The 20,550-nt window shown below is 47.5% G+C and carries 19 protein-coding genes; 10 read left to right on the top strand and 9 right to left on the bottom strand.

Annotation, left to right across the window (positions count from 1 at the left end):
* Positions 1-2: 2 nt before the first annotated feature.
* Positions 3-1,073 carry an ABC transporter substrate-binding protein gene (locus ACL9RM_RS25445; RefSeq protein WP_250267146.1) on the bottom strand — a complete coding sequence of 357 codons (1,071 nt, stop codon included), beginning with the start codon at positions 1,071-1,073 and terminating at the stop codon, positions 3-5.
* 20 nt (positions 1,074-1,093) lie between these two features.
* Positions 1,094-2,092, bottom strand: a complete 999-nt coding sequence (locus tag ACL9RM_RS25440; RefSeq protein WP_414126657.1) for an ABC transporter ATP-binding protein — start codon at positions 2,090-2,092, stop codon at positions 1,094-1,096.
* 201 nt (positions 2,093-2,293) lie between these two features.
* On the opposite strand from ACL9RM_RS25440, the gene ACL9RM_RS25435 reads away from it, so the two are divergent.
* Both ACL9RM_RS25435 and ACL9RM_RS25430 read left to right on the top strand, forming a co-directional pair.
* Complete coding sequence (locus tag ACL9RM_RS25435; RefSeq protein WP_250267144.1) at positions 2,294-3,187, top strand: LysR family transcriptional regulator; 894 nt, start codon at positions 2,294-2,296, stop codon at positions 3,185-3,187.
* A gap of 126 nt (positions 3,188-3,313) precedes the next feature.
* Entirely contained in the window at positions 3,314-4,174 is an 861-nt protein-coding gene (locus ACL9RM_RS25430; RefSeq protein WP_250267143.1) for a hypothetical protein, read from the top strand.
* Between the two features lie 111 nt (positions 4,175-4,285).
* Here the strand turns inward: ACL9RM_RS25430 and argS are convergent, their stop codons facing one another.
* From argS to ACL9RM_RS25415, 3 genes are all read right to left on the bottom strand, one after another.
* Positions 4,286-5,965, bottom strand: coding sequence for an arginine--tRNA ligase (argS, locus tag ACL9RM_RS25425; protein ID WP_061831792.1), 1,680 nt, complete (start codon positions 5,963-5,965; stop codon positions 4,286-4,288).
* Positions 5,966-5,967: 2 nt separating this feature from the next.
* On the bottom strand, positions 5,968-6,402 hold the full coding sequence (locus ACL9RM_RS25420) for a DUF1934 domain-containing protein (protein WP_081112515.1): 435 nt from the start codon (positions 6,400-6,402) through the stop codon (positions 5,968-5,970).
* 92 nt (positions 6,403-6,494) lie between these two features.
* The gene (locus ACL9RM_RS25415) at positions 6,495-7,385 is read right to left on the bottom strand and encodes a LysR family transcriptional regulator (RefSeq protein WP_414126659.1); all 891 of its coding nucleotides are present in this window, start codon (positions 7,383-7,385) and stop codon (positions 6,495-6,497) included.
* A gap of 153 nt (positions 7,386-7,538) precedes the next feature.
* Here ACL9RM_RS25415 and ACL9RM_RS25410 point away from each other — a divergent pair, with 153 nt between their 5' ends.
* From ACL9RM_RS25410 to ACL9RM_RS25395, 4 genes are all read left to right on the top strand, one after another.
* The gene (locus tag ACL9RM_RS25410) at positions 7,539-9,293 is read left to right on the top strand and encodes an ABC transporter ATP-binding protein (protein ID WP_414126656.1); all 1,755 of its coding nucleotides are present in this window, start codon (positions 7,539-7,541) and stop codon (positions 9,291-9,293) included.
* Positions 9,290-11,029, top strand: coding sequence for an ABC transporter ATP-binding protein (locus tag ACL9RM_RS25405; protein ID WP_414126655.1), 1,740 nt, complete (start codon positions 9,290-9,292; stop codon positions 11,027-11,029). Before ACL9RM_RS25410 ends, ACL9RM_RS25405 begins: the two co-directional genes overlap by 4 nt.
* A gap of 210 nt (positions 11,030-11,239) precedes the next feature.
* Complete coding sequence (locus ACL9RM_RS25400) at positions 11,240-11,554, top strand: MazG nucleotide pyrophosphohydrolase domain-containing protein (RefSeq protein ID WP_061831789.1); 315 nt, start codon at positions 11,240-11,242, stop codon at positions 11,552-11,554.
* A 13-nt stretch (positions 11,555-11,567) separates the two neighbouring features.
* The gene (locus ACL9RM_RS25395; RefSeq protein ID WP_061831788.1) at positions 11,568-12,149 is read left to right on the top strand and encodes a TIGR00730 family Rossman fold protein; all 582 of its coding nucleotides are present in this window, start codon (positions 11,568-11,570) and stop codon (positions 12,147-12,149) included.
* A gap of 214 nt (positions 12,150-12,363) precedes the next feature.
* Here ACL9RM_RS25395 and ACL9RM_RS25390 read toward each other — a convergent pair whose 3' ends face one another.
* Together ACL9RM_RS25390 and speE are read right to left on the bottom strand one after the other, a co-directional pair.
* Entirely contained in the window at positions 12,364-13,656 is a 1,293-nt protein-coding gene (locus tag ACL9RM_RS25390) for an MFS transporter (protein ID WP_250267139.1), read from the bottom strand.
* Between the two features lie 269 nt (positions 13,657-13,925).
* Positions 13,926-14,753 carry a polyamine aminopropyltransferase gene (gene speE / locus ACL9RM_RS25385; protein ID WP_053324352.1) on the bottom strand — a complete coding sequence of 276 codons (828 nt, stop codon included), beginning with the start codon at positions 14,751-14,753 and terminating at the stop codon, positions 13,926-13,928.
* A gap of 282 nt (positions 14,754-15,035) precedes the next feature.
* On the opposite strand from speE, the gene ACL9RM_RS25380 reads away from it, so the two are divergent.
* Positions 15,036-17,093, top strand: a complete 2,058-nt coding sequence (locus tag ACL9RM_RS25380) for a transglycosylase domain-containing protein (RefSeq protein WP_069290789.1) — start codon at positions 15,036-15,038, stop codon at positions 17,091-17,093.
* A gap of 147 nt (positions 17,094-17,240) precedes the next feature.
* Here the strand turns inward: ACL9RM_RS25380 and ACL9RM_RS25375 are convergent, their stop codons facing one another.
* Both ACL9RM_RS25375 and ACL9RM_RS25370 read right to left on the bottom strand, forming a co-directional pair.
* Entirely contained in the window at positions 17,241-17,705 is a 465-nt protein-coding gene (locus ACL9RM_RS25375) for a hypothetical protein (RefSeq protein WP_028542587.1), read from the bottom strand.
* 134 nt (positions 17,706-17,839) lie between these two features.
* On the bottom strand, positions 17,840-18,889 hold the full coding sequence (locus ACL9RM_RS25370; RefSeq protein WP_414126658.1) for a hypothetical protein: 1,050 nt from the start codon (positions 18,887-18,889) through the stop codon (positions 17,840-17,842).
* A gap of 119 nt (positions 18,890-19,008) precedes the next feature.
* On the opposite strand from ACL9RM_RS25370, the gene ACL9RM_RS25365 reads away from it, so the two are divergent.
* The 3 genes from ACL9RM_RS25365 to ACL9RM_RS25355 all read left to right on the top strand — a co-directional run bounded on the left by ACL9RM_RS25365 (position 19,009) and on the right by ACL9RM_RS25355 (position 20,460).
* Positions 19,009-19,401, top strand: a complete 393-nt coding sequence (locus ACL9RM_RS25365) for a VOC family protein (protein WP_013308197.1) — start codon at positions 19,009-19,011, stop codon at positions 19,399-19,401.
* A 118-nt stretch (positions 19,402-19,519) separates the two neighbouring features.
* A complete protein-coding gene (locus ACL9RM_RS25360; RefSeq protein WP_069290788.1) occupies positions 19,520-20,332 on the top strand; it encodes a pentapeptide repeat-containing protein in 813 nt (270 codons plus the stop codon).
* Positions 20,333-20,379: 47 nt separating this feature from the next.
* A complete protein-coding gene (locus ACL9RM_RS25355) occupies positions 20,380-20,460 on the top strand; it encodes a putative holin-like toxin (protein ID WP_322175755.1) in 81 nt (26 codons plus the stop codon).
* Positions 20,461-20,550 lie beyond the last annotated feature (90 nt).

Here is a 20,550-nt window from a genome sequence, read left to right as displayed (position 1 = left end):
GCTTACTTGAACATTTGCGTGAACTTCTCCGTCACGTCTGATCCGTGCTCGCCCATCCATTCCCAATTGGTCTTCAGCAATGGGATCTCGTCCAGGTTGGCACGCTTGTCAGCTTTGATATCCGTGCGACCCGGGAGTAAGGAGGCATCTGCTACTAGTTTCTGTGCCTCGTCCGACAACAGATAGTCAATGAATGCCTTCGCATTCTGCTCATGCTGCGTTGACTTGAGAATTGCGGCAGGACGTGGGCTGATGACTGTCCCCTCTGTCGGATAGACGATATCAATCGGCTCACCTTTGGCTTTAGCCTTGTAGGTCATGTAATCGACCGCAGCGACGACTACACCTTTAGCTCCGGTAATCACGGGGTCCAGCGCTTCCTGATTGGCACCAGCCATAGCAACACCGTTAGCCTTGTACTGCTCGAACAACGTCCAGCCTCCATCGCCCTTGGCGCTCAGATAGCCTGTCATAAAATCCAACGCTGAGCCGGACAGGGATGGATCGGGAATATTAACCTGATCCTTGTACTCAGGCTTCGCCAAATCAGCCCATGAAGTTGGTGGTGTTTTCACCAGCTTCGTGTTATACGCAATGCCCAGAGCAGAAGCACTGGTACTGAAGTAGTTGCCTTCCTTATCGGACCAGTCTGGATTTAGCTTGTCTGCATTCTTGGCATCCGGGTAAGGCAGCGTGAGTCCTTCCTTTTTCAGGCCTTGTACAGACGGAAGCGATGCCAGCACAACCACGTCCGCTACCGGATTCGTCTTCTCGGCTTCCATGCGGGCCAAAATTTTCCCTGTCGTTCCCTGGAACAGCTCTACCTTAACTCCGCTCTGCGCCTCATACCCTGCTACCAGCTTTTTCGCCAGTCCATCCGGGCCTGCGCTGTAGACCACCAACTTCTGATCAGTGGACGCCGCCCCTGCTTGTCCTGCTGATCCAGTAGCTGGCGCCCCATCCTTGGATGTTGTAGCTGTTCCGCAACCCGCCACAGCGAGTCCAAAAGTCAATGTTAATGCGAGCATCGTTCCTTTTTTCCATCCTGTACGAAAAACATGCCTATTCATCATCTTGTATATACCCCTTTTCCCTATGCTTCAAGTTGGTGGATGTGTTGCGGTGATACCCAAACGTGCATTTGTTGACCTATGGGCAAGCGGATGGAATGATATGCAGTCCAATGCTCGCCGTTCTCGGCTAGTATACGAATTTCATAACGATCACCGACATAGCTGACATGCAGGATCTCTACTGTAAAAGCATGCTGATCCGCTTGCTCCTGTTCCCAACGGACATGTTCAGGACGAAATAGTGTCCGTTCCGGCTCCAGCCAGTTGGATTTGCCAATAAACCTCGCCACCTCTGGATGAGCTGGGCAACCGTAGATCACCTCTGGTGTTCCGGTCTGCAAAATATGTCCACTTTTCATAACAACCACTTCATCAGACATGGACATGGCCTCGATCTGATCATGGGTGACATATAGGGCGGTCAGCCCCAGATCGCGCACAAGCGATAGCATCTCAATGCGCATCTCCTCCCGTAGCACCGCATCCAGCGCACTGAGTGGCTCGTCGAACAACACAAGTCGAGGCCGGATAGCAACCGCTCTTGCAAAGGCAACCCGCTGCTGCTGGCCACCGGACAGCTGATGAGGATACCGATCCTCCATCCCTGACAATCTGACCATGTCGAGCGCCTCCAGCACCACTGTCCGCAGTTCCTTGTCTCGTACGCTGGCGAACCCTTTCCCTCGCTTGCCCGCACGCAGGCCGAAGGCCACATTTTCAAACACCGTCATATGCGGCCATAACGCGAAATCCTGAAAGACCATGCCAAAGTGGCGGAGATGAGCGGGAATATCCTTTTTGCGTTCTGCCGAAAAAAGAATTTCCTTTCCCATCGTGATTGTGCCGGTATCCGGTGTCTCCAGACCAGCAATCAAGCGCAAGAGCGTTGTTTTCCCACAGCCGGACGGTCCGAGCAGTGTTGTGAATTTGCCCCGTCGTACTACCAGATTCGTCTCATGCAGCGCGGTTATTTGGCTGAAGGTTTTACTTAATCCGTGAATATATAGATCCTGATTCATCGCATTACCTGCCTGTTCTTCTGACTGACCCTAGTGTAAAACTTGAAGTCGCAACCTGTGTTATTGGAAAGTTAAAACAAAATTAATTATTTCAATGAATTGTGTTAACACTCATAGATTTAATCTATATAGAGGGATTGATGCTGCTCCCCAAAGAAATAGGCATGATTGTTCGATTAACCTGAAAGCGAGGCATTCTAAGTGAACTTGAGTCTTCTAAAGTTACATATTGTAGAGCTGCTAAATAAGCACCATAAAATCACCACGGTCGCCGAGCTTCTTGGCCTGAAGCAACCCACCGTTACTTTTCATATGAAAAATCTGGAGCGTGAATTCGGAGTAAAGCTGTTTGACACACGTATGGGAAAAATCATCCTGACGGATGCCGGAAATGCACTGCTGCACTATGCCAGCAAAATTAATGCACTGGCTGCTGAAGCTGAGCGAGTCGTCCGCGAGTTCGATACGCTCCAGCGGGGAAGTATACGTATTGGCGCAAGCTATGTACCCGCTACCTACTTGCTTCCTGCTGTGCTGCACCGCTTTGCCCGTGAGCATCCGGGCATTCACATCGCCTTGTCTGTGAAAACAGCGCCCGTGATCAAGGACATGCTCGCTCGCCACGAAATTGACCTCGGCATCATTTCGGCAGAGCCGTTTCAGTCCCCAACGCTACTCACCGAATCCTTGGGCGAAGATGAACTGATACTCATCTGCTCACCCACTCATCCGCTCGCCAACGAAACCGATTTGACGCCCGAGCTGATCGCTTCTTCCTCCTTCGTATTACATGGCAAGGAATCCAGCACACGCCATGTGACCGACAAATGGCTGGAGCGTGGGAGTCGGCGACTTCCTTCCTATCTGGAGCTGGATTCATTGGAAGCCATTAAACAGGCGGTTATGCTGGGAGAACACATCTCCTTTGTCTCTCGCATTGCCGTTCAGTCAGAGGTTGAGCGGGGCTTACTGGTTGTAAGACCTATCCCGGGGCAGTCTGTTGAGCGGTACATCTATATGGTCAGCAACAAAGACCGTCATCGCTCGGCGCTCATTCACAGATTCACCGAATATTTGTCATGGAACCAAGATTAAATCTTACCTGTCATATAGAAATTATGTAATTTTTTAACCGGAGTACCCTCTTGCTTTGACATACGACTGACAATACACCCGTAAAGTGTAGCGTGTAACCTATTCGGACGAACAGGAGAGGATGAAATGAAAACAGGCCTTCGTATCACCAAATTGATGTCGGTAGTAACTCTGAGTGCAGTGCTGCTCGTAACAGGATGGAAAGGAGCAGAACCGGTACAAGCCGCCGCCAATGCCACACCAAGCTATGAGGTGAAGCTACTACTGGATACAGCTCAGGTCCTCAATGCGGATGGCTCATTAAAAAGTGGCATCGTGAACGAATTTCAAATTAGCAACGATGCACAACGATTGAGCGTCGAGTATTTTGATACAAAGTCATTGCAATTAAATGACGAGGGCTGGAACGTGAGATTTCGCAAAAAAGAGGACAAAAAAAATTATGAATTAACCTACAAAAAGCGCTATACGGTCACAAATGGAAATATCGACGCGGCGCTCACCCAAGCGAATAAAGAAGGGTTCAGCGCATCTGATGATAATTATGAGGCTGAGGTGGATTGGGGATACAGCAAACAAACACTAAGCTTTTCCAATGATAAAAAAACAAACGCCTCCAAAGGATTGGCTCTGCCTTCCCCAGATCAAGCATTAAAGCAATTGCAGGATAATCTTCCGGGCAAGCTGCAAAACTGGAAAAACAGCAATTGGGGCAAACAAACCTTGGCAGACTCCAGAGTACGCGGTCCTGTACAGGTCAGTAAATACGAGGGTAGCTTTCAGGGATTGGATACCGACGTTGAAATATGGCCTATTCGCAGCGCAAACGGATCAGGTACAGAGCATATTATCGAAATCTCCTTCAAAACCTCGGATTACAGTGTTGCCGCCAGCAACCGCACCAAGCTGATGAACCTGCTGCAATCCAAAGGATGGCTGGTTCCCGCCGATTCCCTGAAAACGAATTTGGTACTGGAACGCTACTAAGCTAATCCAACATAAAAAGGAACCGAAGCGCCACCCTGTTGAGGGTGATACGAACGGTTCCTTTTATTATTAATTATATGACTACAAGGTCATTACGTTAAAGTTGTTTGCTTACATACGTTCTGGTGCAGACACGCCCACCAGCTTCAGTACGTTGGCAATGGTCGTGCGCACCGCACCAAACAACGCCAAGCGTGCCTGCGTTTGAGCGGCATCCTCTGTGATGACGCGCTCTGCCTTATAGTAGCTGTGGAACAATGAAGCCAGCTCGTAGACATAGCGAATCATACGGTGTGGTGCAAAGTTTGCAGCCGCTACCGATACTTCTTCCGGCAGCTCGCCGATTTTGCGTAACAGATCGTATTCATGTTCAGCCGTCAGCTTGGACAAGTCAACTTCTGCCAACGGTAGCACAGCAATACCTTGCTCTTCGGCTTGACGATATACGCTGCATGCACGTGCGTGCGCATATTGTACGTAGAATACTGGATTCTCATTGGAAGTGGAAATCGCCAAATCCATGTCAAAATCCAGGTGCGAATCCATGCTCCGCATAGTGAAGAAGTAACGGATCGCGTCTACACCCACTTCTTCCATCAGATCTTCCATCGTCACGGCCTTGCCGGTACGTTTGGACATTTTTACTTTTTCCCCATTTTGGAACAAGCTGACCATTTGGGCAATCAGCACTTTAAGCTTATCTGGATCATTGCCCAGTGCCTCCATTGCTGCCTTCATCCGTGGAATGTAGCCGTGGTGATCCGCTCCCCAGATGTTGATGATCGTGTCATACCCACGAGCATATTTATCGCGATGGTAAGCTATATCTGGGGTTAGGTACGTATATGTACCGTCATTTTTGATCAAGACACGGTCTTTATCGTCACCGTACTTGGTCGTATTCAGCCATGTAGCTCCGTCCTTCTCGTAAATCTCCTCACGGTCACGCAACTCATTCAGCGCTTTAAGCACTTCACCGTTTTCATACAGCGACGTTTCGCTGAACCAGGAGTCAAAAGGTACACGGAACAGCTCCAGGTCGCGCTTAATCTTGTTCAGTTCCTTTTCCAGACCGTAGTCACGGAAATAAGCTGCGCGATCTCCCGGTTCCATGGACAACAGAGAATCGCCCTTTTCGGCCACCAGTTCCTTGGCAAACCCGATGATATCCTCACCATGGTAACCATCCTCCGGCATCTCCGCAGGCTGTCCGAGCTCCTGCAAATAACGCGCTTCAATAGAGCGGCTCATGTTGTAAATCTGGTTGCCCGCATCATTAATGTAGTATTCACGAGTTACTTTGTATCCGGCAAAATCAAGCACGTTGCAGAGAGCATCCCCTACGGCTGCACCACGTGCATGACCTAAGTGAAGGCTACCTGTCGGATTGGCGCTGACAAACTCGATTTGTACCTTTTTGCCTGCACCTTCCTGTATACGCCCGTAATCTGTCCCCTGCTCCTGCACTTGTCCAATGACTGCATACAGGTAGCTCTTGTTCAGGCGAAAGTTAATAAAGCCCGGTCCAGCGATTTCCGCACTTTCAATAGAAGCGGAAGCTAAATCCATATTCGCGATCAAATCTTCAGCGATTTGCCGTGGGTTCTTCTTTGCAATGCGGGTGAGCTGCATCGCAGCGTTGGTAGCCAAATCACCGTGTGACTTGTCCTTTGGCACCTCCAGCGTAATGGTCGGCAGCTCTTCGCGGCTCACGATTCCGGTAGCCAGCACTGCCGCTTCGATTGCTGAAGTCACCTTTTGATTAATAAGTTCCAGTGGATTGCTTGTCATGATTATTGCTCCTCCTGTATATGCAAACTGATGGCAAAATGCCCCGAGAAATCCTCAAATACGTACAGATCATAGGTCCAGCTCACATGTCCGGTGAAACCATCCATCCGAATATCGAGCTTCTGCGTATGCGCAGACATGTTCAGGTTTAAATAAGGCGAGCGGTAAAATCCAGGCAACCTGCGTCCCAGCGCAAACGACTGCTCTGATTGTACCTCACCGTGACGAATCAGTTTTAGCTCATCCGATCCGATTTTGACTGTGTTCCGTGTCGTACCGCCCTCAGGACTTTCTTGCGGCTCATCGTACCTTATATATAGATGCTTCCCACGCACGATCGCTTCTCCGGGAAGTTCCTGTACCACATCTTCTCCGTCATGATGACTATGAAGACGGATTCGGACCTTTGCATTATGTGGCATGTATTCAAACTCCATTCTATTGCTATCCTACTGTACTACTATATCCAGTTCCCGATTGCAATTCAAATGAGTTTTTACAAAAAGATGCTTTCATCCAAAAAATTCAGCTACCTTAAGTCAGCTCCATCGGATGCTTGGCTAAAACTTTCGATGAATCGAGAGGCTAGAGAAGACATGTATTTATCCTTCAGCCAGACAGCCGCCACACGCGTATGCAATTCCTCACACATAATTTCCTTAACGATTAACTGGTTATTGCTTCCGAGTGACAACGCAGACCGCGAAATCATACCGATCCCCAGCCCTTCATTAGCCCAGTGAAGCGTGGTGCGAGCATCATCGTTTTTACAAAAGAAATTCGGCTCAAAGCCATACTTCATACAAGTATCGTGGATCAATTGTTCAAAGCGGCGATATACGATGAGTGGCCTGTTCTTCAACTCAGACAATGAAATGGTCTTCTGTTCGGAGTTCCAGTCATATTCTTCTGTCATCACTGCTATCATCGGCTCAGTGGACGCATACCTACACCCTAAATCGGTAGTATTAAAAGGGGTTCTGACGATACCGACCTCGACAATTCCTTTGTTCAAAAGATCGAGAATCATGAACGTATTTCCCTCATGAATTTCAAATTTTACACCCGCATAGGTTTTATGAAATTCGGAAAGCCTGTCTTTCATCAGCGTTGCCCCAGAGGAGGAGACCGTTCCAATGGTGAGCGTACCTTTCATCCCCATGGCAAAATCGTTTATCTCTCTTGTCGTGGCATCTGTCAGCTCCAAAATCTGCTTGGCCCTGTTCTGTAAAATGATGCCGGCCTCCGTCAATTGGATGCTTCGTGAGCCTCGATGCACGAGCTTTACACCAAGCTCTTCCTCCAGCTGCATGAGTTGCTGACTTAAGGGAGGCTGTGCAATTTTCAGCTTTTTGGCTGCCGCTGTAATCTGTCCGGCCTCTGCAATCGCCAAAAAATACTTGAGATGTCTCAATTCCATCATTATGGACCTCCGGTACTGATATATGTAAAACCTATACCTCTAATATATATTAAATATTATTCATATGGTTGGGGATATGCCATAATCAAATTCAGTTATGCTATTGCGGCATGAAGCTAGATACATTATTTAGGTTAGGTGATGGTTTATTTGCTGAAATTTGCTGTTTTTTTGAAACCCTATAAAAAGGAAACGATTCTTGGACCTCTGTTTAAACTAATTGAGGCCATCCTGGAACTATTGCTGCCTACTATGGTTGCTTTAATGATCAATCATGGTGTAGGTAAAGGAGACACCCATTATGTTTGGCAGATGGGTCTTTTGATGTTACTCATGACTATACTGGGCTTTGGCAGTTCATTAGTTTGTCAGTTTTACGCAGCTCGTGCCTCTCAAGGATTCGGAACTACGCTGCGCAATACGATGTTTAAGCATATTTCTTCGTTTTCTTATGCTGATCTCGATAAATTCGGTACACCCTCGCTCATCAACCGGATTACGAATGATGTCAATCAGCTGCAAACAGCTGTAGCGATGTTGATTCGTTTGGTCATTCGCGCTCCTTTTATTTGTATCGGGGCGATTATCATGTCCATGATTCTGGACTTCCGCCTTGCTTTGGTGCTGTTGGCGGCTACACCGATTCTGGCTTTGATTCTGTATGTAGTCATTACGAAGGCTTCTCCCCTGTACCAGCTATACCAGAAAAAACTCGATAAAATCGCTCTGGTACTTAGCGAAAATCTTACAGGCGTACGGGTCATACGTGCATTTGCCAAAAGAGGAGCTGAACGAGGAAAGTTCAATGCCACCTCAGATGACCTGACCCAGACTGCTATTCGTGTCGGACGTATTTCTGCTTTGCTAAGCCCCGCCACCTTGTTGGTGGTGAACGGAGCTATTATTGCTATCCTGTGGATCGGCGGTATCCATATCCAATATGGATCTCTTACACAAGGGGAGATTATTGCCTTTATTAATTACATTACGCAAATTTTACTGGCTCTGATTGTGGTAACCAATTTAATTATTTTGTTCACCAAAGCTGCCACTTCAGCAGCGCGTATTCAGGAGGTCCTAGACACGCAAGCTTCGATTTCCGACACTGCTGCTACTTCTACATCTATAGACAGGGAAGGAACAAGTGAGCATGGCGCTGTACCAGCCATCTCTTTTGATCATGTTTCCTTTGGATACAATAAGACAGGACAACTGGCACTGAGCGATATAGTGGTAAACATCTATCCCGGTGAAACGGTCGGCATCATCGGAGGAACAGGTTCTGGGAAATCCACCTTTGTGAATCTTATTCCCCGCTTCTATGATGCGGTAGAGGGTCGTGTGCAGGTTGATGGCATCGACGTTCGGCAATATAAGCTCGAGCAATTGCGGCAGAAAATCGGAATTGTCCCTCAGAAGGCACTGCTGTTCACTGGTACTATAGCGGATAATATCCGTTGGGGGCATGAACACGCCACCGATGAGGAAGTCGCTCAAGCCGCAGCAATCGCGCAAGCGGATGAGTTCATTTCCAACCTGCCGGAGAAATTCGATGCTCCGATCACCCGAGGGGGGCTTAATTTGTCAGGAGGACAAAAACAGCGACTTACCATTGCCCGTGCTATTGTCGGCAATCCGCAAATCCTCATTTTGGATGACTCCTCAAGCGCACTCGATTTTGCAACCGACGCCGCCCTCCGTAAATCGCTACGGGAAAATAGCACCAGCATGACCGTCCTGTTGGTCTCGCAACGAGTAAGCAGCGTACAGCATGCTGATAAAATAATTGTGTTTGATGAGGGACGGATTGTTGGTATCGGCACACATGAACAGTTGATGAGCAGCTCAGATGTATATCAGGAAATTAATCATTCCCAGCTCTCAACGCAGGAGGTAGACCAATGAGTGGCAAGGAAACCTGGAGAAGATTGTTAACCTATGTGGGTCAATATAAAACAACAACATGTTGGGTCATCGTCAGTGCAATTCTCAGCGTGCTTGCCAGTCTGATCGGACCCTACATGATTGGTCAGGCTATCGACCATATGGTGGATAAGGGAGCAGTGGATTTTAAAGGTATTACGCAGATTCTAGCTGGATTAGGCATTGTATATATTGTAGGCAGTCTATTTAGCTGGCTGCTCACGTATTTGACGAACCGTATTGCTTTTCAGACCGTAAATGATATGCGGCGGGAGTTATTTGATCATTTTAATATCCTTCCGTTAAGCTTTCATGACACTCATCCACAAGGAGACAGCATTAGTCGTTTTGTGAACGATATGGATGCTGTGTCGGATGGATTACTACAAGGCTTTTCCACATTGATTACCGGGATTATTACGATTATAGGCTCCATTGTACTCATGCTGTATATCAGTCCGATAATGACGTTGGTCGTATTGGTGTCTGCCCCGATCACATATGGCGTAGCACGGTTCATTACCACAAGATCGCAGCGTATGTTCCGCGAACAGGCCAAAATTTTAGGAAGCCTGAACGGTTATGTGGAAGAAATGATCGGCGGGCAACGGGTAGTTACCGCTTTTCATTATGAAAACCGCTCGCTTGAGGAATTTTCCGCCAGAAACGAACAATTGTATCAAGCCGGGGTGAAATCGCAGTTTTACGGATCATTGTCCAATCCCTCTACCCGTTTGGTGAACAACATGACTTTTTCAGTCACCGCCATGATTGGCTGTATCTCCATTATTTTAGGTGGGATCTCGGTAGGCGGATTGTCGAGCTTTCTGATTTATACCAATTTGTTCGCCAAGCCTTTTAATGAAATTACGGGTGTGCTGACCCAGTTCCAGGCAGCTACGGCTTCTGCTCAGCGCATATTTGCTATTTTGGATTCACCGCCAGAGCAGCCCGAAAAATCGAACGCCGTACAGCTCGAGCGCAGCAAAGGCACGATTGTTTTTGATCATGTCAAATTCTCCTATAACCCGGAACGTACGCTCATTACGAACTTTAGTTTGGAGGTAAAGCCAGGCACTCGTGTGGCTATTGTCGGGCAGACCGGAGCTGGCAAAACCACACTCGTCAATCTGCTCATGCGATTTTACGATGTAGACAGCGGCTCGATATCCATCGACGGGATGAATATCAACGACATGAGCCGGGACAGCCTACGGACTAACTTTGGTATGGTGCTTCAAGATACATGGCTGTTCAGCGGGACCATTCGGGACAATATCGCTTACGGGAAGCCAGAGGCCACGGATGAAGAAGTCATCGCGGCTGCAACAGCTGCCAATGCGCATAGCTTCATCAAGCGACTGCCTCATGGCTACGATACGGTCATTAGCGGGTCAGGCGACAGCCTGTCGCAAGGCCAAAAACAGCTGCTCACCATCGCGAGGGTGATCCTCGTCGATCCACCTATGCTAATCCTGGATGAAGCGACCAGTAGCATAGACACCCTGACAGAAGCGCGTATCCAAAAAGCATTTATGAAAATGATTGCCGGACGCACCAGCTTTGTGATCGCCCACAGACTATCGACCATCCGCGAAGCGGATTTGATTTTATACATGAAAAACGGCGATGTCGTCGAAAGTGGTACCCATGAGGGACTGCTTGCCAGCGGCGGCCATTATGCCTCGCTCTATAACAGCCAGTTCACTACAGCTTAAAAGACTGAACGGATACGGTCGCATCATTAAGGTCAACGTTCTTTAAAAAAAGTCGGTTGCTTTTTAAGCAAACGGCTTTTTAATTTTTCTTTGATAAATCCCCCCCTTATAATATATAATAAAACACGAACAAACGTTTCCGTTTCATCTAAACCTTATGGTTTGTGTATAGCCAACACCTATGCATGGGTTTCAGTTGGGAGGCTGAATATGGATATTAATGAATTTCAAAAGTGGGTCAAGCAATATTATCAGGAGAGAAACTGGTCGGATTTAGATATCTTCGTCCGAATTGGTTTCTTGGCAGAGGAAACCGGGGAGGTTGCGAGAGCTATTCGCGCCCTGGAGATTGGCAGAGACCGGCCTGATGAGATCGATGGTTCATTCGAGGAGAACAAGGAGCATTTAACTGAAGAACTTGGAGACGTACTGGGTAATCTCATCGTGATCGCCAACAAGTATGACATCACCTTGGAGGATATATTTCGAACACACCAGCAAAAACTTGCAAAAAGATATACATAAAGGAGAATCTCATATGAAAAGCATTGCTGTTTTTTGCGGTTCCAGTAATGGAGCGTCTGAGATTTATCGAGAGCATGCTGTTGCTCTGGGCAAGGCACTTGCCGAACAGGAAATAAGCCTGGTTTATGGAGGAGCAAGTGTTGGTTTAATGGGTGCAGTCGCTGACGCGGCACTTCATGCAGGAGGTCGCGTCATCGGTGTGCTCCCTCACTTTTTGCAAAGCCGTGAAATTGCACATAATGGCCTGAGCGAATTAATCATTGTTGATTCCATGCACGAACGAAAATCTAAAATGGCAGAGATTGCGGACGGATTCATTGTTTTACCAGGTGGCCCAGGTACAATGGAAGAATACTTTGAAATTTTCACATGGGCGCAATTAGGCTTGCATGAAAAGCCATGCGGTCTTTTAAATATTAACCATTATTACGATCCTCTTATTTCCTTGTTTGATCGTATGGCTCAGGAACAATTTATGCAGGAAAAATATCGTGCGATGGTAGTTACGGATACTACTCCGCAAGGAATCCTACGGCAATTTACAAATTACACTCCTCCTGCCGTCAAAACATATCTCACGAGCAAACGGACCTGACATTAGCAATGGCACATACTGCTCAACAGACATACCAATTAATTTAATAGTTATAAAAGGAACACCACCGTCAACGTTATTCCAGTGGTGTTCCTGTAGAATTGAGGAGAATTGCAGGCTTTTATTCTACCTAATCGTCACGTTCACTTTTACACCTGCATTTAATTATGTACTCATCCAATGAATGCTGTCACGCCTAACGAGAACCCCTATTTTAAATCCCAGCGCCCGTAGCGGTTGGATGGTCCATTTGCTCACTTTCCTGAAAATCCCTGCGGTACAACCAGCCGATCAAGATAGCAATGGTCGTCATAATCGCAGCCAACAAATACACCTGCACCATACCGAAACGATCTGCATACCAGCCCATGAATAACAAGGACAGACCGAAAGCGAGATTTGTAATCACATCAATTCCTGCCATCACTTTGGGCAACTGGGCTGCCGGTGCACTGGTTTGCAGCAAGGTGCGGCGAATAATCCCTGCCATTTGAACAGGTAAGCCTGATACAGCAAAAAGAATAAGTGCAGCAACGGGGATTGTATTCAGCGCAAATACAATTGTAATCAGTACATACACCAGCAACGCTCCGAGCATGTATAAAAAGCTGTTCTTTTGCAAGCGCTTGACCAAACCAACGACAATCAATCCACCCAAAATTGTGCCCGAGAAAAAGGACGCATTCATAAAGCCCCACCAGCTCGCATCCCGATGCAGCACTTGGCTGACGTACGCCAAAATAAATACGCCGAGCCAGGAGACTCCCCCAATACTATCCACACTATCGACGATCATCAGAGAACGAATACGACGGTTGTGCCAAATGATTTTCCAGCCTTCCCCAAGCTCTTTCCAATGGGAGCCTTTTTCCTTTCCCTTTGCAGGTTCTACTAGATTTGTTGAGGAATCCGAAGCTTCAAGACTTAATTCCTTCTGATCCAGCGGATCACGGATGAAGGACGTGACAGTTACAGCAACAAGATAACAACAGGATGCGATCACAAGCGTATTCAGGGAACCCAGCCAAGCCACAATAATTCCGCTCAACGCCCAGCCTGCACACTTGACCACCTGATCACTGACCGCTACCATGCCGTTGGCCCGCATTAGTCCTTCACCCGTAGCCAAACGGGGTACAAGCGCATTACGCGCGGGATTTGTCCAGCCATCCAGAAAAGACATACCAAACACCATCACAAAAATAAATAGAAACGACCTCTGCTCAGGTACGATCCACAAATAAAGCAGCAGCAGCGTAAAAATGACAAACTGCCCAAACTGGGAAAATAGCAACACGCGCGTTAGCTGAAATCGGCCAAGGACGATCGGTGCAACGAGCCCACTAAGTACTTGGGCAGACAATCGGAACAACGGAATTAAAATAGTCGTCATTAAGGAATTACTTGAACTGAACACCAATACCACTACACTCAACATGTAGATGATATCTGCTACGTTGGAGATTGTCTGAGACCCCCACAGGTAATAAAAAGAGCGTCTGATCAAAAAAGTTTCCCCCTCTTTGGTACATCGCCGATTGATGTATTTCCATAACCAAACCGTCCCTGTTGACATTACAAATCTGTTAAATGTCTGGTTTTTTGTATATTCTACGCACACCCTTAAATTTCCTTCTTTTATCTTAAAAGGAAATCCAGTGTCCAGTATGCTTTTATACCCTTTTTCAAATCTTATCCAACACAAAAAAGCGCCTATAGCGCTCTTTCCCACCCAAAAACAGGCAATAAAGACCACTAAGGCGCTTTTTAAGATGTTTACTTCGTTAAATCTTCTACAAACTTAGGTAGTACAAACGCCGCTTTGTGTAGACGCGGACTGTAATATCGGGTGTCCATTTCTGGAATTCGGGTCTCGTCTACTTCGAGCGGATCATACTTCTTACTCCCCAACGTGAATGTCCAAAGACCACTCGGATAGGTCGGAATGTTCGCACCATACACACGCACAATCGGGAAAATTTCCTTCACATCTTTGTTGACCTTCTGAATCAGGTCTGCCTTGAACCAAGGGTTATCCGTTTGCGCAACGAAAATGCCGTCTTCCTTCAACGCCTCAAAAATACCTTGGTAAAACCCGCGCTCGAACAGCGGGGCTGCCGGACCTACCGGCTCCGTCGAATCGACCATAATGACGTCGTATTCATTTTTGTGTTCAATAATGTGCATATATCCGTCATTGACTAGCACTTCTACATTAGGCTCGTCCAGCTTCCCTGCGATTTCAGGCAAATATTTTTTGGAATATTCAATCACCTTACCATCGATCTCAACCAATACCGCCTTTTCTACTTCAGGGTGCTTAATGACCTCACGAATAACGCCGCCATCGCCACCGCCCACAACCAAAACTTTCTTCGGATTCGGATGTGTATTCAAGGCCGGATGTGCTACCATTTCGTGATACACAAATTCATCCTTAACCGTTGTCATCACCATGCCATCCAGAACAAGCATATTGCCGAATTCCTCTGTCTCGATCATAGCCAGATCCTGAAAATCTGTTTTCTCAGAGACGTAGGTTTGTTTGATTTTTGCTGTAATGCCGAAAGAGGGAGTCTGCTTCTCCGTAAACCACAAGTCCATCATTCCAACCTTCTTTCTGATCAAAGTATGTGTCCGGCAATCCGGTAGCATAAACGTTGACTTTCCTTATATCAGCAACACGCAAACGCCGAGTTTGCTATATTTATTGTACCAAACACATTGGAATTTCACACTTTTTGCATTATAAGTGATACCTGAATGGACTGCAAAAGCAATTTGGAGATTTAATCTTGTTTAAAATAGACACGTGTGTGTATCTGATGAATAGACGCTTTCGGATTGACTATACTGAGAACATCAACTATGGAAAGAGGTGGCATGATGACCGATACGACCGGGCGATCCCCCAAGCGTAAACCGCTTTGGCTTCGATGCTTTCAAGGACTAATGTCTCTCACTATTCTGACGGTCATCGCCGCCTGCATCCTGCTCGCCTATTTGTACACGACCAGCCTTCCGCTCGCGGATACGGATAGGAATTCACGTCTGCTCGATAGTCAGGGACAAGTCATCGCCACTTTCTCTGCTGGAGGCAAGGAATCCATTCCGGTCCAGCTTGATCACATTTCACCCGATTTGATTGCAGCTACCCTGGCTGTGGAAGATCGGAAGTTTTACGATCATTTTGGCTTTGATTTCAAAGGTCTGGGCCGGGCGGTAATCGTTAATCTGACCCGCTGGGATATGTCGCAAGGGGCCAGCACGCTGACTCAGCAGCTTGCACGCAATCTGTACTTATCTCATGAGAAAACGTGGACGCGCAAAGCCAAGGAGGCCATTTATACCGCACAGCTTGAAATGAAGTACACCAAAAATGAACTGCTGCAAATGTATTTGAACGAAATTTACTATGGTCACGGCGCCTATGGCATTGAAGCAGCTTCGCAAATGTATTTCGGTAAATCCGCAAAAGAGCTGGATTTGGCCGAAAGCGCCCTGTTAGCAGGTATTCCGAAAGGACCGACCTACTATTCACCGTATAATCATATGAAAAATGCAAAGGATCGGCAGAAAATTGTACTGGACTCCATGGCGCTCACCGGCAAGATTACTCCGGCCGAAGCCACCAAGGCCTATGAGGAAATGCTGGCCCTGCGGCCCGAGAGCCAGCGCCGGACAGTGGAAACCGCTCCCTGGTTCCGCGATTACGTCCGCCAGCTGGCGACTCATCAACTTGGGATTAGCGAAGGGGTGCTCGAGCATGGCGGACTGAGTATTTATACCACGCTGGACATGCACATGCAGCAGGCAGCCGAGGCGGCTGTAAACGAAGGCATGAAGAACAGCAACGGACTGGAAACCGCGTTAATCTCCATGGACCCGCGCAACGGACATGTCAAGGCCATGGTCGGCGGAACGAACTATGTCGGGAATCAATATAATCATGCGCTGGCCACAACCCGGCAGCCGGGCTCAGCCTTCAAGCCGATTATGTATCTGAGCGCGCTGGATTCCGGCGAATTGACGAGTACGTCCAAGTTCGAAAGCCGACCGACGTTGTTCCACTACGATAACAACCGCAAGACCTATAAGCCCAAAAATTTTGGAGACAAATACTTGGGCGAAATAGATCTTCGGCGCGCAATTGCGGCGTCCGATAATATTTATGCCGTTAGCACCATTTTGAAGGTGGGAACGGACAAGGTCATGGACCTCGCCAGCAAAATGGGCATTACAAGCGAGCTCAAGCCCGTACCCTCGCTGGCGCTGGGTGTGTCACCCGTCAGCCCGTTCGAGATGGCCTCCGCCTTCTCGGTCATCGGCAGCGGCGGGCAAAAGGTGGCTCCGGTGGCAGTGCTGCGCATCACCGATGCGGCCGGGCGGTCGCTGTACGAAGCGCCCCAAGCCGCGCCCGTGCAGGTGGTGAAGCCCGCCTCCGCCTATGTCCTTACACGCCTCATGGAAGGCGTGTTCGAAGAAGGCGGCACCGGCAACCGGGTCGCGAAGCTGATCAAGCGCCCGGTTGCCGGCAAGAGCGGCACGACCAACACCGATGCGTGGATGGTCGGCTTTACCCCCGAACTATCCACCGCTGTCTGGGTTGGCTATGACAAGGGCAAGGACATCAGCACACAGGATGCCCGACGGGCGGCTCCGATTTTTGCGCAATATACGGAGAAAGCGCTGGAGAATGTGCCGCCCAAAATCTTTCCTATCCCCGACGGCGTAGTCAGCGCTTATATTGATCCGGCCAGCGGCAAACTGGCTGCACCGGACAGCCCGGATAAGCGGCTGGAGGTATTCGTCAGCGGCACGGAGCCGAAGGAGACGCTGTCGGGGCAAGATAACCCACCGGCATCAACACCAACTGACCAAGCGGAGCGACAAGCCGAAAAGAAATCATGGTGGGGCAATTTTAAGCGTTGGTGGATGGATTAATAGCAAAAAAAAGACTGAGAGAACGCGATGAGCGCTCTCTCAGTCTTTTTATTTTCGCTTCACTTACCTCATGTACCCATTTACCTCTCTTGACAGTGCCATCAGCCATCATCCCGTTAAGCCCCGCTCTTCCCTAAAGCTGCGCTATTACCAATAACAGCTAAACGACTCAATACGGTTAGTGTCTACACCATAATAAAACCAAAAACGTCCACTCCACCGAAAACCCGCTACGGATGTCCTGCCTACAAAGACAGGGTACATCCAGAAACGCTCTCCGTTCGTCAGCCATACAAACGTGTTGCGGAACAAACAACCAAAGATGGCTCCAGGGTCAACCGCATACGCCGAAACCAGCGGCTTCGGTGGCGTAAATTGCGGTGGTGGGGAAGTTGGTGCTTGAGTTTGCTGCCCACCTTGCGGACCGAATGGCCCCTGCGGCGGCGGTGAGAACGGCTGTGGCGAAAATGGCCCTGGGCCTGGTGGCGGACCTATCGGAGATGGGAAGGAATCCTGCATATCAGGAAATTGTGGAATCGAAGGACCTGACGGCGTGAAAGGACCCGGAGTACCCGGTTGCGTTCCGAAAGGAACTTGTGGCAGTAAAGACATGTGTTTCACTCCTTGTGTTCTAGGCTGATGTATCCTATGCGGGACATCAGCCCGCGGACTGGGCGAATCCCCATATCCCCGCCAAACTCCGCCATTCGTCCTTTTACATCAAAAATTCTTATATCCCGACCCGATTAACTCCCTGTCCGAACATGCTCCAGCTCAATTTCATGCACCATTTTAATCTCGATTTTTTTCCTTAGCTCATCATACTGCTCCAACAGTCGGTGCTCAACCCCCAACTGTTCGTTCATCCAGCCTACAATAGAGTCATCGTGATGTTCGTTAGACCAGCTAAACAAATCGCTATATAGCTGACCAAATGATTCCTCATTGCTGCGAGCGAACCGGATCGGTCGGGCTGTATAGCTTAGCTTTAGTTCCAACATCTCATATAGCACGTCCAAACGGTATTCCAATGTCTGTACATCTTTTTTGGATGTATCGTAGCTTTTTATATCCTGAACAAGCTCCCTAAAGGTTAGTCCTACATGCTGCATAGCAAAATAAGACCACACACAACTGCCTGTAGCCGTTCCATGAGCCTCCCAAAACGGATTCCACAGGATAGATCGGATCGTCTCCTTCTGCCCTTCTCCAAACAATGCGATTCCAGCAATAATTCCTGCATTACAGTCTACGGAAGCATGTTGCTCTCCCCAATGTACCAATCGCGGAATCATATCTTCAGTCGTACATTTGAAGCTTAACAGAGGTAAGAATTCATTAAACAAATTCTGATTCAGCGCTTTTTCCAATTCAGCTGCCAGTTTCTCACGATACGGTTCGCATGGAAGATGTACCAGTCCTAAACAGGCATCCACAGACACAGCTCCATACGGTCCGTTCACCAAAGCGACGAGATCAGCAGCAGCCTCCACATAACCCAAATAACCTAGCGCATACAGCACACCGTCAGGTATATGTTCTGGGGATGCCTGATTTCGGACGTAACGCTCGTACATATCCTGCGCCAAAGTAACATCCCCGCATCTCATGATCGGCTGAAGGAGCAACCCCCGGATATAATGATGGGGATCTTCTACAAAAAGCCTATATAACTCCCTCGCATCTTCCACTGTCCCATATTGGGCAACCACATCCGTATAGGCAGAAATGATGCTGGCATCCAGCTTCTTAGCTGAGCCGAACATATCCATAAGTCTTGCTGTCGCGTCCATTATCCTGTCTTTCTCCTTTCACGTGTGTACATCTTCATGAAGCACTTCTCTAATGCTGAATATTTCTATTAAAAAAGAGGAAAGATGTTATCATCTACGATACAATCTAGGGAGTTGATCTCATGCATGATTCCAGTCCAAAAATCACAACATTTTTCATGTTCTCCGGTCAAGCAGAAGAAGCCATGCAATATTATACCTCTGTATTTAAACCGTCTGGTATCATGAGCATTTTTCATCAGGAAGATGGGACCGTGTTACATGCCGTATTCAACCTCAAAGGGCAAACTTTTATGGCTATAGACTATAACCATCAGGACAAACACCCTTTTACCCCAGCTCTATCGCTATTCGTCACTTGTGATTCGGAAGAAGAAATCCATAGCGTGTTTGACCAGCTATCTCAGGAAGGCCGAGTTCTAATGCCCCTTGAAGCCTCTCCCGTAAGCCAACAATTTGGGTGGGTTGAAGATAAATACGGAGTCTCATGGCAATTGAACCTGGCAAAAGACTAGATTTCTTCTCTAAACGATCCAGCAGACTCTAGAAGTCTATGAAAAAACAATATACTATACCCCATCTTTTTTTGGTAATATTACATTTAATAGGTGCCAGTAAAAGGATGTGTGTTTATTGTATAGTGCAAATTGTGAACAATGTTTTGGTTTATGCTGTGTAGCCTTGCCTTATGCAAAATCAGCTGATTTTGCTTTTAATAAGGATGGAGGAACCCCTTGTCAAAACCTCAATGCGGATTATCGTTGTGATATTCATAAGAATCTAAGAAACAACGGCTTGCGAGGCTGTACGGTATATGATTGCTTTGGAGCAGGTCAAAAAGTTTCCCAAGTTACATACAAGGGAAAAAGCTGGCGAGACGATCCGGCAATAGCTGAGGAAATGTTCAATATATTTCCCATCATGCAACAGCTTCATGAAATGCTTTATTACCTCAATGAAGCCCTTAACTTAAAAGAAACTCAACCCATCTATACAGACTTACAAAAAGCTATGGCGAAAACCGAGCAGCTTACGGATCAAGATCCAAAATCCCTCATAAATCTTCATGTACCAACCCATAGGGCGTTAGTCAATGATTTACTTTTACAAACAAGTGAGTTAGTACGAGAAAAAGTTAAGAAAAACGTGGAGCACAATAAATATAGTAAAAAAATCAGGAGTAGAGACCTTATCGGGGCCAATTTGAGAGGCGCTAATCTTAGAGGTACCAACCTGAGAGGAGTTTTACTTATTGCTGCTGATCTGCGAGAGGCTGATCTGAGAATGACAGACTTGATCGGTACGGATTTTAGAGATGCTGATTTAAGTGGGGCTAATCTGGAAGGAAGTATCTTTCTTACACAGGCGCAATTAAATTCGGCTAAGGGCAATTGTAAAACCAAACTGCCCCCTTCTCTAAGCATTCCCGGTCATTGGCTGCATTAGAGTTTATTTTATAGTACTCTCCAAGAAAATACGTAATTAAGTAATTAATATCTCAAGACGCAATTTCCTTGATGATCATGTTCGGCATGTTCATTCTGGCATTGCTTACCTACATGAAAAAGAAATAGACCGCCCCGATCCATGAAGTGCACCCCTTAGAATAGACATTGGAATAAACCCCTGGTTTATCCGATGAATTTCTAGGGGGTGCATTTTTT

The sequence above is a fragment of the Paenibacillus sp. S29 genome (assembly GCF_049319765.1).
Classification (GTDB): domain Bacteria; phylum Bacillota; class Bacilli; order Paenibacillales; family Paenibacillaceae; genus Paenibacillus; species Paenibacillus polymyxa_B.
The sequence above is the reverse complement of the archived record's forward strand: the minus strand, read 5'-3'. Positions and strand labels throughout refer to the sequence as shown.

Excerpts from the sequence above, each read along its gene's own strand:
- speE (WP_053324352.1), bottom strand. The coding sequence starts at position 14,753 with ATGGACTTGTGGTTTACGGAGAAGCAGACTCCCTCTTTCGGCATTACA.
- ACL9RM_RS25380 (WP_069290789.1), top strand. The coding sequence starts at position 15,036 with ATGACCGATACGACCGGGCGATCCCCCAAGCGTAAACCGCTTTGGCTT.
- ACL9RM_RS25365 (WP_013308197.1), top strand. The coding sequence starts at position 19,009 with ATGCATGATTCCAGTCCAAAAATCACAACATTTTTCATGTTCTCCGGT.
- ACL9RM_RS25440 (WP_414126657.1), bottom strand. The coding sequence starts at position 2,092 with ATGAATCAGGATCTATATATTCACGGATTAAGTAAAACCTTCAGCCAA.
- ACL9RM_RS25420 (WP_081112515.1), bottom strand. The coding sequence starts at position 6,402 with ATGGAGTTTGAATACATGCCACATAATGCAAAGGTCCGAATCCGTCTT.
- ACL9RM_RS25405 (WP_414126655.1), top strand. The coding sequence starts at position 9,290 with ATGAGTGGCAAGGAAACCTGGAGAAGATTGTTAACCTATGTGGGTCAA.
- ACL9RM_RS25430 (WP_250267143.1), top strand. The coding sequence starts at position 3,314 with ATGAAAACAGGCCTTCGTATCACCAAATTGATGTCGGTAGTAACTCTG.
- ACL9RM_RS25395 (WP_061831788.1), top strand. The coding sequence starts at position 11,568 with ATGAAAAGCATTGCTGTTTTTTGCGGTTCCAGTAATGGAGCGTCTGAG.
- ACL9RM_RS25375 (WP_028542587.1), bottom strand. The coding sequence starts at position 17,705 with ATGTCTTTACTGCCACAAGTTCCTTTCGGAACGCAACCGGGTACTCCG.
- ACL9RM_RS25445 (WP_250267146.1), bottom strand. The coding sequence starts at position 1,073 with ATGATGAATAGGCATGTTTTTCGTACAGGATGGAAAAAAGGAACGATG.
- ACL9RM_RS25400 (WP_061831789.1), top strand. The coding sequence starts at position 11,240 with ATGGATATTAATGAATTTCAAAAGTGGGTCAAGCAATATTATCAGGAG.
- ACL9RM_RS25415 (WP_414126659.1), bottom strand. The coding sequence starts at position 7,385 with ATGGAATTGAGACATCTCAAGTATTTTTTGGCGATTGCAGAGGCCGGA.
- argS (WP_061831792.1), bottom strand. The coding sequence starts at position 5,965 with ATGACAAGCAATCCACTGGAACTTATTAATCAAAAGGTGACTTCAGCA.